Source organism: Tenacibaculum sp. 1B UA (assembly GCF_033978845.1).
Taxonomy (GTDB): domain Bacteria; phylum Bacteroidota; class Bacteroidia; order Flavobacteriales; family Flavobacteriaceae; genus Polaribacter.
On record NZ_JAKVUA010000001.1, the window covers coordinates 229,729 to 243,121 of the forward strand.

Below are 13,393 nucleotides of genomic sequence, written 5' to 3' on the forward strand. Positions count from 1 at the left end.
ATTTATCTTTTATTTTATTTTTAAAGACTTTGCTATCGCTTCTAATTCAAAGATGAAATCTCGTTTGTTTACTGATGGAGCATAAGTAAATCCTTCAAAAACAATGACACGTTTGTTTTCTTTATCAATTATTGTATAGTTAATAAATGGCCCTGCCATGAAATCATTTTTTACTTCCCATTTACCTCTAGTTTCATAGGCTTTTTTACCATCAATTTCTGCATCAAAAGTAAATGGAGTGTATGCTTGTTCGGTAATCATGTGCATCCCTTCTTTAGTTCCAGGAATATATTTTTTACCAATTGTATCTCTCATTCTTGTAATGTTGTCTGCCACTTTACTTTCATCTTCCAAAGGATAGCTATACACTAAAATATTGTTGGTTCCATCTCCTCTTGCTATTCCGCTTTTTAAGTGTTGACGTAACCATAAAAAGTCTCCTGTATCTTCAACAAGTTTAAACCTTTCAGGAATGGTTAATGTAACTCCTAAGTTTTTAATTGTTTTAAATTGAGTTTCGTCAAGTTTTTCTTTGTTAAAGATTCTTTGAGTAAACTTTACATCTTCATCTTTAAATAATTTAATAATCTCTTTTCCTCTGTTGCGAATCAAGTCAACCAAAGCTCCTTTACTTTTAGCTGTTGCATAAACTAAAATTTGAGGTTCAGCATATTTGTTTTTTTCTACTGCTATTTTTTCTTTTTCTCCTTCTCTAAGAATTAAAACAGCTCTTGCATTCCTTATAAAACCTTTAAATCCTATAGGATCTATTTGTCCTACTGAAAGTAATGTTTCAGGCTGTGGTAATCCTACCTGATGCTCTCCAAAAACAGAGCGAATTTCATCACCAATTTTACCCTCCCAATCATTTCCTTTAATTACTACTAATATTTTATTAGTATTTCCATTTGATGTTGGTAAGACATAGTCACTTTTCTCTCCTTTATTTTTACACGAAACTGTTATAAAAATTAGGGCAAATAATGCTATTAGTTTATTCATAGTTTGTGGTGTTTAGTAGTTGTATTTTTAGCTTTTAAAAATTTTAAGTTTCATTCCTGGTTTTAAACTTTTAACACTCCAAATATTGTTCCATTTTTTAATTTCATCAACAGAAACTGATGGATATTTTTTTGAAATAGTCCATAATGAATCTCCTTCTTTAACAACATACACCTCATGCTTACCTGTTGGTGCTTTATATTTTTTCTTTGAAACCTTTTTTGGAACAGCCATTCTTTTAGGGTAAACACTTAATCTTTGTCCTATTTTTAAATGATGTGTTCGTAAGCCATTCCAACGTTTAATATCTCTTACTCGTACCCCAAATTTATTAGCTATTTTACCTAAATAGTCTCCACTTCGAACCCTATAGCGAATACGTTTATCCATTTCAAAGTATTTTGGTAAAGGCTTTTCTCTTTTAGCATCATCTTCGTTTGCTAAAGCATATATTTCTTTTTCCTTGTCTAAAAAGTCCATTAAGTTTCTTCGAGGTAACCGAACTGCATAATTTTTTTCTTTTACATACGGAATAACATCTAGTTTATACGATGGATTCAAAAAAGCTAATAAATCAGAGTCTATTCCAGTTTTTTCTGAAATCTGATCAAAACTAATAGTTCTTTTTACACGAACTGTATCTGTCTCAAAATTGAAGATTTTTGGTGCTTCAGGGTAAATATGGTGTTTTTCTGCATATTCAAAAATATACATCGTTGCGTAAAATGCTGGTACATACCCTGCCGTTTCACGAGGTAAAAACGGACGAATATTCCAATAATTTTTATAGCCTCCAGAACGTCTTATCGCTTTTGATACGTTTCCTGGACCTGAGTTGTATGCTGCTAAGGCTAAATCCCAATCACCAAAAATTTTATACAACTGACTTAAGTATTGACATGCTGCTTTTGTTGATTTTACTGGATCTTGACGTTCATCTACATACGAGTTCACCTTTAAATCAAACTGAATTCCTGTTCCATACATAAATTGCCATAAACCCGTTGCTCCTACCCAAGAACGAGCATCTGGTCTCAACGCTGACTCAACAATAGCCAAATATTTCATCTCTAAAGGGATGTCGTATTGATCTAGGTATTGCTCAAACATTGGAAAATAATATTGAGCACGAGCCATTAATGCAGGATAGTATTTTTTGCGATATTTTAAATAACTATTAATCACTTTTTCTAACGCAGGATTGTACTCTAAATGAAAAGGTGTTCTTACGTTTAAGTCTTGTAACCGTTTCTTTAATAAATCGGTTGTAAGAATTGTGGTTGTGTTACCTAAGATATCTTTATCATTAATTACATATTGAATGCTATCAAACAATGATGAATTAAATTTTTCTTCAACTAGTAAGCTATCAATCATCTTTAAATCTTCCGTAGAAAATAGCTCTTGGTTTTGCGCTGAGTTTATAGAATCATTTACCACAACATCAACACTGTCTTTAGCTACAGAAAGGCTATCAATAGGTTCTTGTGCAAAAATTGAAGTTGTAAAAAGGAGTAGTGTTAGTAATTTTTTCATGTTGGTTTTATAAATCTAATTCAACTGCAATTGGGCAATGATCTGAATGTTTTGCTTCTGGTAAAATATACGCTCTTGAAATTTTGTCTTTTAAAGTTTCAGTTACCATGTTGTAATCAATACGCCAACCTTTATTGTTTGTTCTTGCGTTTGCTCGGTAGCTCCACCAAGAGTATTCTTGTTTTTCTGGATGCAAATGACGGAAACTATCTATGAATCCACTATTAATAAACTTTCCTAACCACTCACGTTCTTCTGGTAAAAAACCAGATACTCCTTTCATTTTAGGGTTGTGGATATCTATTTCTTCATGACAAATATTATAATCTCCACAAATAACTAAATTCGGAATGGTTTTTCTCAGTTCTGTAGCATATTCAAGAATTTCATCCATGTAATTGAATTTATAGTCTAATCGAGCACTATTAGTTCCTGAAGGTAAATACATGCTCATTACAGAAACCTCATCAAAATCTACACGAAGATTTCTTCCTTCAAAATCCATCGATTCTATTCCTGTTCCATAGGTTACATGTTTTGGCTCTTCTTTACAGAAAATTGCTACGGATGAATATCCTTTTTTTTCTGCTGAAAACCAATAATGATATGGATATCCTGCATTTTCAAACTCAGTTACATCTAACTGCTCTTTGTGTGCTTTGGTTTCTTGAATACATATTACATCTGGGTCTGCAGCTTGTAACCAATCGATAAATCCTTTTTTTAATGCCGCCCTAATTCCGTTTACGTTGTATGAGATTATTTTCATCTATATATTTAAAATACAAAAACGTAAAGCATAGTGCCTTACGTCTTTATTTAATCCTATAATTTTGTTAAATATCCATTTCTGGGATACCTCCTTCGACAATCAGAGTTCCTTCTGTAGCTGCTTTAATTTCTTCCACTGATACTCCAGGAGCTCTTTCTAATAAGTAAAACTTATTGTCTTTAATTTCTAATACGGCCAAGTTTGTTACAATTTTTGTTACACAACCTACTCCTGTTAATGGTAATGAACATTTTTTAAGTAGCTTAGATTCTCCTCTTTTATTAGTGTGCATCATTGCTACAATAATGTTGTCGGCAGAGGCTACTAAATCCATCGCTCCTCCCATACCTTTTACCATTTTTCCTGGTATCTTCCAGTTGGCAATATCTCCATTTTCGGCAACCTCCATAGCTCCTAAAATAGTTAGGTGAACGTGTTTACCTCGAATCATTGAAAAACTGGTAGCAGAATCGAAAAAACTAGCTCCTGGCATAGTTGTTATAGTTTGTTTTCCTGCATTGATAATATCAGCGTCTTCTTCTCCTTCAAAAGGAAAAGGTCCCATACCTAGTACTCCGTTTTCTGATTGAAATTCTACCTCAATATCATCACGAACAAAATTGGCTACTAATGTTGGAATTCCGATACCAAGGTTTACATAATATCCGTTTTTTACTTCTTTTGCGATTCTTTTCGCTATTCCGTTTTTATCTAACATTTTCTTTAATGTATCAATTTAATAATGTAACAATATAGCAATGAACTACTTATTACTTTTAATACTTGTACTTAATATTTTGTATAAAATCAACCCTAGTTCCTTAATTTTTTCAGTTAAAACTTTATTTGTAGGGTAATTTTTAGACTTTTAACAAAGAGTTAACCAATACTTGGTTTCATCTAATTCTTTGGTCGCAATCTTTATTTTATGAATAAAATCTGCTTTACTTTCGGCGTTCTAAGCTTCATGTATATTGGCTGCAATACTTGTTCCTGATTTTAACAATTGACGACCAATTACATATTTTCGTTCGTTTTCTAACTGTTCACAATATTCAATAACAAACAATCCAACTTCTACTGATTTATCTACTACAGGATTCTTCATTGTTACATTTTCAAATTGATACATTGTTACATTATAAGGTATTAGTCTCGTTTTCGAACAGTTCGTTGCTCAATTCTCTTCTCATACTTTTCTCCTTGGAAAATGCGTTGTACAAAAATTCCTGGAATATGGATTTGATTTGGGTCTAATTCTCCTACTGGAACTAACTCCTCAACCTCAGCAACTGTAATAGTAGCTGCCCCACACATATTTGGATTAAAGTTTCTTGAAGTCCCTTTGAATATTAAATTTCCTGCTGCATCACCTTTCCATGCTTTTACAAAGGCAAAATCTGCTTTAAACGCTGGTTCTAAAACATACATTTTTCCGTCAAACTCACGAGTTTCTTTTCCTTCTGCCACCTCTGTCCCATAACCTGCTGGTGTATAAAAAGCAGGGAAACCTGCTTGTGCTGCCCTACATTTTTCCGCTAAGGTTCCTTGTGGTGTTAATTCTACTTCTAATTCTCCTGACAACATTTGACGCTCAAACTCATCATTTTCTCCAACATAAGAAGAAATCATTTTTTTTATTTGATGATTTTGTAATAACAACCCTAAACCAAAATCATCAACTCCTGCATTATTAGAAATACAAGTAACATCTTTTACTCCTATTTTTACTAACTCAGCAATAGCATTTTCAGGTATTCCACACAAACCGAACCCTCCTAACATAAAGGTCATGCCGTCTTGTACACCTTGTAATGCTTCTTGTATGTTATTTACTTTTTTATTTATCATTATAGTTGTTGTTTTTAAGCTTTACTCAATAAGTGAGGTTTTAAATACGCTACAATTATACTAAAAATCTGTATCGTCTGGGGTTGTTTCTTCTTCTCCTTCTTTCGTTTCCTCTGTTTTTGAGCAATCTAAATTTATACTTATATCTTTAGGCTTTTCAAAACTTCCTTTACTTACCTCTAATGTCTTATCTTCATAGCACTTCCTCATAAATATAGCCCATGTAGGTAGCGACATTGTTGCTCCTTGTCCATATTTTAACCCTGCAAAGTGTGTAGCTCTATCTTCTCCACCTGTCCAAACTCCTGTTGCTAAATTAGGAACGATCCCCATAAACCAACCATCTGATTGGTTTTGTGTGGTACCTGTTTTACCTGCAATTGGATTGGTAAATTTATAAGGGAAACCTGTTGCAGCATCACCTGCGGAAGTCCATGTTGATCGTAAACGTGCTCCTGAACCTAATCTTGTTACGCCTTGCATCAAGTCTAAAATTACATATGCAGATTCTTCACTTAATACTTCTTTAGTTTGAGGTACAAATTCTTCTAAAGCAGTTCCGTTTTTATCTTCAATTCGAGTAACCATTAGTGGACTTACACGTAATCCTTTGTTAGCAAAAGTTGAATATGCACTTACCATTTCTAATAACGATAAATCAATTGCTCCTAATGCGATAGACGGATTTGCCTCTAATTTAGACGTTATCCCTGAAGATTCTGCTAGTCGAACTACATTTATTGGTGAAACTTTATCAATTAGCTGTGCTGTAATTACATTTACTGATTTTGCTAAAGCTTCTTTTAATGTAAGTTCCCCTCCATATTTACCTCCTGCATTTTTAGGTGTCCAATCTTTTGGCATTCCATATTTTTCCTTAGGAATAGTGTATGGTGTGTTTGGCAATTTATCACAAGGTGACATTTTTAATTGATTAATTGCAGTAGCATATACAAAAGGTTTAAACGTAGAACCTACTTGACGTTTTTGTTGCTCAACTGCATCATATTTAAAATACCTATGGTTTATTCCTCCAACCCAAGCTTTAATATGACCTGTTTGAGGCTCAATAGATACCAAACCTGAACGTAAGAAATATTTATAATGACGTATTGAGTCATAAGGGGTCATTACCGTATCACGTTCACCTTTCCACGTAAAAATACGCATATCTGTAGCAGTATTAAACACCTTATCTATTTCTTTTTCAGACTTACCAGTTGCTTTCATTCGCTTATAACGGTCTGAATTTTGCTTTGCTCTTCTTATTATTTTTTCTATGTCTTTTTTTCCTATATCATAAAAAGGAGCTTTTTTATTTCTTTTTTGTTCTTTGTCAAAATATGATTGAAGGTTTGCCATGTGTTCATAAACCGCTTCTTCAGCATATTTTTGCATACGAGAGTCTATCGTTGTATAAATTTTTAATCCATCTCTATAAATATTATACTCTTCTCCATTTGGCTTTGGGTTTTCTTTAACCCATTCTTTTAGGATACTTCTTAAATGCTCTCTAAAATACGTCGCTAAACCGTCACTATGTCCTTCTCTGTTTATATTAAGTCCTAGACCTAATTTTTGTAATGAGTCTTTTTGTTTTAAAGTAATAAACTCACTTCTATTCATTTGCTTTAAAACAACATTTCTTCGTTGCTTTACCATCTCTTTCCTCCTTAAAGGATTAAAAAGAGAGGAATTTTTAAGCATTCCTACTAGCATTGCTGATTCTTCTATATCTAACTCTTTGGGTTCTTTTCCAAAATAAATTCGAGCTGCTGAACGGACACCTACTGCTTGATTTAAGAAATCATATTTATTCAAATACATGGTTATGATTTCTTCTTTAGTATATTGACGCTCTAACTTAACAGCTACTACCCATTCTTTTACTTTTTGAAGTACTCTTTTAAAAATATTTCGAGATGCTTTTTTCGTAAACAGCATTTTTGCTAGCTGTTGGGTTATTGTACTCGCGCCTCCACTTCCTGGTTTTAAAATAGCTCTTGCTGTTCCTCTAAAATCAATTCCTGAATGCTCATAAAAACGTTCGTCTTCTGTTGAAACCAAGGCTTTCACCATATTCTGTGGAATGTCTTTATATTTTATAGGTGTTCTATTTTCAACAGCATATTTCCCTAAGGTTTTACCATCCGAAGAAATAATTTCGGTTGCTAAGTTATTCTCTGGGTTTTCTAACTCCTCAAAAGTTGGCAATGTTCCAAACACTCCCCAAGAAGCTAGTAAAAACAATAGGCAGACAGATAAAAATCCTCCTAAAATGATACCCCAAAACCATTTAATGTACTTACTAAAATTTGTTGTTTTTTTCTCTATCATTACTTTGTTTTTTCAATTCTAAACCCTACATGAGTTATCCCTTTCAACTCTTCAATACCTTCAATTTCTCCATTTTTTCGCATGGCTTGTCGAACTTTAAAAGTATATTCTCCTTTGCGGGGAAACGTTATGTTTTCTTTATAAAAAAGTTTGTTTTCTTTAATATCGGTAAAACCTTGTCCTAAAAACTTTCCTGTAACATCTGCCATATCATACTCCAATGTATCTATGATTATTTGCCCATCAGGAAAATTCATTTGTGTGATTAAAAAAAGATTACTGTATGCATAATCTTTATTATTTCTAAGGTTTATAAAAAGGTTTTTCTTACCAATAGAGTCGTTAATTGGAAATGTAAATTGTATTGCATTTTTTTTATTCCATGAACTTTTTGGAAGTGCCATATAATTATCAAACTCCCTATTTGAATCACATGAAGCAAATAGCGTAGCGACTAAAAAAAAGATGCCAATTTTACTCCTCATTATTGGTATTACTTTTATTATCGTTATTGTTTTTTTTACGTTGTTTGTTGTTTTTTCTTCTAAGATTTCTAGGCTTTTTTTGTTGTCCTTGTGGTTTTTCAGTTGTATTACCTTCTGGTTTAGGTTTTCGAGTTTTTGGGTTATTTTTAGGTCTTGGTTTCCTATTGTCAACCCTCTTCTTTTCTGTTTTTTGCCCTCCTTCAGTCTTTACTGATTTCCCTTGTGGCTTTTTCTTTGGTCTCTTGTTTATAGGAGGTTGTTTATCTCCCTCTCTCTTATTTGTTGGGTTTCTTTTCTTACGTCTACTATTTTTGCGCCCTTTTTTTGGAGCATCAAAACGTGTTAAACTATCTTGACCAACGACATTCTCAAAATCAACAGAGACCTCTTCAGTTATCTCCAATTCATATTCTTCTAACGGTAAAGCAAGTTCATTATTTTTGTTTAATTCTATAATCTCTTGAACTTGATCTAACGATAGTTTATACCATTTAAAACTTTCTTCCTTGTAGGTATACCAAAGTAATTTTTTAAAGATGTCCATTTTAACGAAAACAGCATCTCCTTTTTCTGTTTTTAGTATTTTATCTTGCTTCGGAAAGCTTTGCAATGCATCTAAGTAGGTATCTAACTCATAATTTAAACAGCATTTTAGCTTACCACACTGTCCTGCTAATTTTAACGGATTTAGTGATAGCTGTTGATAGCGGGCTGCTGCTGTATTTACTTTTCTAAAATCGGTTAGCCAAGTAGAGCAGCATAGTTCTCTACCACAAGAACCAATTCCTCCTAAACGAGCTGCTTCTTGACGCATTCCTACCTGACGCATTTCTACTCTAATAGAAAAAGCGCTAGCTAAGTCACGTATTAACTGACGAAAATCTACACGTTCATCTGCCGTGTAATAAAAAGTAGCTTTGGTTCCGTCTCCTTGATATTCAACATCAGAAAGTTTCATTTTTAAGCCTAGTCGGCTTATAATTTCTCTTCCTTTTCGTTGTGTTTCTAGCTCTCTTCCTCTGGCTTCTTGCCAAACATCAATATCTTTTTGAGAGGCTTTTCTGTAAATTTTCTTTACTTCATCACTATCTGCAGTAATTTTTCTTTTTTTCATTTGAACTCTTACAAGCTCTCCTGCTAAAGAAACAATACCAACATCGTGCCCTGAAGATCCTTCAACTGCAACCACATCTCCCATTGAAAGGGTTAAGCTTTCAGGATTTTTATAAAAGTGTTTTCGTCCGTTTTTAAAACGGACTTCAAAAATATTAAATGGAGCTTCACCCGTAGGTAAAGTCATGTTCGATAACCAATCAAAAACAGCGAGCTTATTTCCACTTCCACATGTGCCCGTAGCACAATTTCCGTTACTCTTACAGCCATTCGGCACACCGCTTTTGTTAGTTGAGCAACTGCTACAACTCATACGATAGTATATTTTTTTGAAATGTTTTTTAAACCTGTGGTATTTACAGTATCAAAAAACATTTTTATTATTTGATTTTCAGTTGTATAAAATTTATCTTATAACAACTATCCTTAATCTGTAAAGATACATATTCTAATGAAAAGTGAAAATTGATTTTTTTGTTAAAAAAAACGCCACTTTTTAGTTAAAAGCAGCGTTTTTTATTTGTTTTATGTCTTTTAGCACTATTTATTCTTTTTCACCCAATTATCTCGTAATCCAACAGTTTTATTGAATACTAAATTTTCGGGTGTTGAATCGTCATCAACATTAAAATACCCTAAACGTTGGAACTGAAAACGGTCTCCAATTTTTGCTGTTTGTAAACTTGGTTCAACATAAGCCGTGATTTTTTCTAACGAATTTGGATTTAAAAACGCCATAAAGTCTTTGTCTTTGTGACTGTCTGGTGCTTCATCTGAAAACAACCTGTCATACGCTCTTACCTCAGCTTTTACCGCGTGTTTTACCGACACCCAATGTAAGGTTCCTTTTACCTTACGCTTACTTTCTTCGGTTCCACTTCCTGATTTTGTTAATGGGTCGTACGCACAGTGAATTACAGTAATATTTCCGTTTTCGTCTTTTTCCACACTATTAGCGGTAATAAAATACGCATTCTTTAAACGAACTTCTTTTCCTAATTTTAAACGGAAAAATTTTTTGTTTGCTTCTTCTCTAAAGTCTTCACGTTCTATATAAATTTCTCTTGAAAATGGAACTTCTCTTGTACCAGAGTTTTCATCTTCTGGATTGTTTTCAGCAATTAAAATCTCTTCTTGATCTTCTGGATAATTATCTATTACCACTTTTACTGGATCTAAAACCCCCATCACTCGATTCGCTGTTTTGTTTAAATCTTCTCTAATTTTAAACTCCAGTAACGCTACATCAATCACATTTTCACGTTTAGAAACTCCTACAGTATCCACAAAACTACGAATAGAAGCAGGAGTATAACCACGGCGACGTAATCCTGAAATAGTTGGCATACGTGGGTCATCCCACCCTGAAACAATTCCTTCTTCCACCAACTTCATCAACTTACGTTTACTCATTACGGTATAACTTAAGTTTAAACGTGAGAATTCTCTTTGTTTTGGTGGTAATGGGTATTCTGATTGACTATATTCATACACATTATCTCTAAACCAATTGTATAATTCACGGTGAGGTTTAAACTCTAATGAACATAATGAGTGAGAGATTTGTTCTATGTAGTCACTTTCACCATGAGTCCAGTCGTACATTGGATAAATTACCCAATCGCTTCCTGTACGGTGGTGTTCTTTCTTTAAAATACGATACATAATAGGATCACGTAGTAACATATTTGGTGAAGCCATATCTATTTTAGCACGTAACACATGAGAACCTTCTTCAAACTCACCATTTTTCATACGTGTGAATAAATCTAAGTTTTCTTCAACACTTCTGTCTCTATTAGGTCCTGCTACTCCTGGTTGCGTTGGCGTTCCTTTTTGCTCAGCCATTGCTTCAGAAGATTGGTTATCTACATACGCTTTTCCGTCTTTAATCAATTGAACTGCCCAATCATATAATTGTTGGAAATAATCAGAAGAATAGCATTCTTTTTCCCATTGATACCCTAACCAAGATACATCACGTTTAATAGCGTCTACATATTCTTGCTCTTCTTTTGCTGGGTTTGTATCATCAAAACGAAGGTTTACTGGAGCATTGTATTTTTCTCCTAAACCAAAACTAATACCAATAGCTTTTGTATGCCCTATATGTAAGTATCCGTTTGGTTCTGGTGGAAAACGAAAACGCAAATTTTCTTTTGGCATTCCATTTGCCAAATCTTCTTCAACAATTTGCTCTAAAAAATTCAATGATTTCTTTTCTTCTGACATCTTTATAAATTATGTACGTGTTCTATTTTTACAGCCTTCTATAGTTTTCTCTTAAAATAGAATCAATCAAGAGCTTCCTAAAAGGTCTAAGCAACAAAATTACATAGAATCTATGAGATAATTACACAAAGAAAATTATGGATTAAGTTTTAGCAATAAAAAAACGGAAAACCTATATAGATTTTCCGTTTTTAGTGTTTTTTATCGTTAAGTTTTACTTCCCGTACGAATTGTTTTCTTGGTTTACGTCTGCCATTAATTTAGACGGATCAATTTCAACTGATTTCACCTCTTTTTTTGTTGTAAAAGTGTACGTTGGATGTGCAAAAGTCCAATCGGTAATAACTGTAGCATTGGTTGGTTTTTCTCCACGCATCATACGTAACGGAATATTAAATGATTCTTTTGAACCATCAGTATACGTTACCTTAACATCAATTGGCATTGGCATTTTACCAATACGTTCTAAGGTAATTTCTTTTCCATTTACTGATTTAATTCCGTAATCAATAGTATGTGTTGTTTGTGTCCATTCATTTAAATACCAGTCTAACTGAAGTCCTGAAACTTTTTCGGCGGTACGTTTAATGTCATTTGGTGTTGGATGCTTAAAAGAAAAGTCTTCAAAATATTTCTTTAGTGTTTTTGCTACATTTTCTTTTCCAATAATATATTCTAATTGGGATAAGAAAATGTTTCCTTTTGAATAACTCGCAACTCCATACGCTGTATTCGTGTGATACCTATCAGCGTGTGTTGTTAAAGGCTCTTCAATATTATTTTTTACCACGTAATTATACCCTCGATAAGATCCTGCATGTGGATTTTCTTTTCCTTCTCCTAAAATTTCATTTTCTGCTTTGTTTGAAATATAAGTGGTGAACCCTTCATCCATCCAAGGGTGCTTGCTTTCGTTAGTTGCTAATAAGAATTGAAACCAAGTATGTGCTAACTCGTGTGCTGTAACACCGAATAAGCTTCCCCACTTACGTTGTCCTGTAATTAATGTACACATTGCATATTCCATACCTCCATCTCCTCCTTGAATAACTGAGTATTGCTTGTATGGATACTGACCTATATGCTCACTAAAATATTTCATTAATTCAGCTGTTTTAGGTTGCAATTTTTTCCAGTTTTCTAAATATTCAGCACCTAATGTTTTCTTGTAAAGGAAATGTAAGTCGATTCCATTGTCCATTTTATAGGTATCATGAATAAACTCAGGATCTGCTCCCCAAGTAAAATCATGTACATTTGGCGCAGTGAATTTCCATGTTAATTTATCTCCTGACGGAAGGTTTAACGGTTTTGTTTTATCTTCGTAACCATGACCTACTTCTTGTGGATTTTGCACATATCCAGTTCCTCCAACTACATAATTTTTATCAATATGAAGTGTTACATCAAAATTACCCCAAACTCCGTGGAATTCTCTTCCTAAGTATGGTGGTGTATGCCAACCTTCAAAATCGTACTCAGCCATTTTAGGATACCATTGTGTCATTGACAAAGCGACTCCTTCTGCGCTATTACGACCCGAACGGCGGATTTGTTTTGGTACTTGCGCATCAAAAATCATATCAAACGTTACACTTTCTCCTGGTTGAATTGGTTTGTTTAATGTAACTTCTAAAATCGTTCCAACAGTTTCGTGTTTTACTACCGAACCGTTTTGTTTTAAAGAACTTACTTTTATGTATCCTATTTCTGAAGGTGATAATTTACTAATACGATCTCCTACTCTTCTATCTGGATCTTGAATATTTCTTGAACGAACATCCATTTGTGAGTTTGGTTGAAATGCATTGAAATATAAATGATAGAACACTTTATTTAACGCATCTGGTGAATTGTTTGTGTACACCAATTTTTGCATTCCTTTGTATTGATATGTTTTAACATTCATATCAATATCCATAGTATAATCAACATGTTGTTGCCAATACCCTTTGTTTGATTGCTTGTTTACTTTTGTTTTTGTTACGGTTTTATTTTTTGTGCTATTTACAGTAGCACATGAAATAACCGGTAATAATAAAAGGCTTAAGATTATTTTCTTCAT

General features: G+C 33.4%; 10 protein-coding genes and 1 pseudogene. All 11 read right to left on the reverse strand.

All coding sequences use genetic code 11. The features are described from left to right. Positions 1–9: 9 nt before the first annotated feature. Entirely contained in the window at positions 10–1,002 is a 993-nt protein-coding gene (locus MK851_RS01145) for a DUF4837 family protein (protein ID WP_303505981.1), read from the reverse strand. A 27-nt stretch (positions 1,003–1,029) separates the two neighbouring features. Then, entirely contained in the window at positions 1,030–2,538 is a 1,509-nt protein-coding gene (locus tag MK851_RS01150; RefSeq protein WP_320240755.1) for a lytic transglycosylase domain-containing protein, read from the reverse strand. A gap of 7 nt (positions 2,539–2,545) precedes the next feature. Continuing rightward, the gene (locus MK851_RS01155) at positions 2,546–3,307 is read right to left on the reverse strand and encodes an exodeoxyribonuclease III (protein ID WP_303505985.1); all 762 of its coding nucleotides are present in this window, start codon (positions 3,305–3,307) and stop codon (positions 2,546–2,548) included. Between the two features lie 67 nt (positions 3,308–3,374). Further along, on the reverse strand, positions 3,375–4,028 hold the full coding sequence (locus MK851_RS01160; protein ID WP_320240757.1) for a 3-oxoacid CoA-transferase subunit B: 654 nt from the start codon (positions 4,026–4,028) through the stop codon (positions 3,375–3,377). A gap of 150 nt (positions 4,029–4,178) precedes the next feature. Next, positions 4,179–4,442: pseudogene (locus MK851_RS01165) on the reverse strand (four helix bundle protein). Positions 4,443–4,459: 17 nt separating this feature from the next. Further along, on the reverse strand, positions 4,460–5,161 hold the full coding sequence (locus MK851_RS01170) for a CoA transferase subunit A (RefSeq protein ID WP_303505989.1): 702 nt from the start codon (positions 5,159–5,161) through the stop codon (positions 4,460–4,462). A 60-nt stretch (positions 5,162–5,221) separates the two neighbouring features. Then, complete coding sequence (locus tag MK851_RS01175; protein WP_320240759.1) at positions 5,222–7,498, reverse strand: penicillin-binding protein 1A; 2,277 nt, start codon at positions 7,496–7,498, stop codon at positions 5,222–5,224. Continuing rightward, positions 7,498–7,983: a gliding motility lipoprotein GldH gene (locus tag MK851_RS01180; protein ID WP_320240761.1), complete on the reverse strand. Its 486-nt coding sequence runs from the start codon at positions 7,981–7,983 to the stop codon at positions 7,498–7,500. The genes MK851_RS01175 and MK851_RS01180 overlap by 1 nt, the downstream gene beginning before the upstream one ends. Further along, positions 7,973–9,409 carry a regulatory iron-sulfur-containing complex subunit RicT gene (gene ricT / locus MK851_RS01185; RefSeq protein WP_320240763.1) on the reverse strand — a complete coding sequence of 479 codons (1,437 nt, stop codon included), beginning with the start codon at positions 9,407–9,409 and terminating at the stop codon, positions 7,973–7,975. Before ricT ends, MK851_RS01180 begins: the two co-directional genes overlap by 11 nt. A 227-nt stretch (positions 9,410–9,636) precedes the next feature. Beyond that, a complete protein-coding gene (locus MK851_RS01190; RefSeq protein WP_320240765.1) occupies positions 9,637–11,328 on the reverse strand; it encodes a glutamine--tRNA ligase/YqeY domain fusion protein in 1,692 nt (563 codons plus the stop codon). Positions 11,329–11,542: 214 nt separating this feature from the next. Further along, positions 11,543–13,393 carry a M1 family metallopeptidase gene (locus tag MK851_RS01195; RefSeq protein WP_320240767.1) on the reverse strand — a complete coding sequence of 617 codons (1,851 nt, stop codon included), beginning with the start codon at positions 13,391–13,393 and terminating at the stop codon, positions 11,543–11,545.

Excerpts from the sequence above, each read along its gene's own strand:
- MK851_RS01145 (WP_303505981.1), bottom strand. The coding sequence starts at position 1,002 with ATGAATAAACTAATAGCATTATTTGCCCTAATTTTTATAACAGTTTCG.
- MK851_RS01150 (WP_320240755.1), bottom strand. The coding sequence starts at position 2,538 with ATGAAAAAATTACTAACACTACTCCTTTTTACAACTTCAATTTTTGCA.
- MK851_RS01155 (WP_303505985.1), bottom strand. The coding sequence starts at position 3,307 with ATGAAAATAATCTCATACAACGTAAACGGAATTAGGGCGGCATTAAAA.
- MK851_RS01160 (WP_320240757.1), bottom strand. The coding sequence starts at position 4,028 with ATGTTAGATAAAAACGGAATAGCGAAAAGAATCGCAAAAGAAGTAAAA.
- MK851_RS01170 (WP_303505989.1), bottom strand. The coding sequence starts at position 5,161 with ATGATAAATAAAAAAGTAAATAACATACAAGAAGCATTACAAGGTGTA.
- MK851_RS01175 (WP_320240759.1), bottom strand. The coding sequence starts at position 7,498 with ATGATAGAGAAAAAAACAACAAATTTTAGTAAGTACATTAAATGGTTT.
- MK851_RS01180 (WP_320240761.1), bottom strand. The coding sequence starts at position 7,983 with ATGAGGAGTAAAATTGGCATCTTTTTTTTAGTCGCTACGCTATTTGCT.
- ricT (WP_320240763.1), bottom strand. The coding sequence starts at position 9,409 with ATGAGTTGTAGCAGTTGCTCAACTAACAAAAGCGGTGTGCCGAATGGC.
- MK851_RS01190 (WP_320240765.1), bottom strand. The coding sequence starts at position 11,328 with ATGTCAGAAGAAAAGAAATCATTGAATTTTTTAGAGCAAATTGTTGAA.
- MK851_RS01195 (WP_320240767.1), bottom strand. The coding sequence starts at position 13,393 with ATGAAGAAAATAATCTTAAGCCTTTTATTATTACCGGTTATTTCATGT.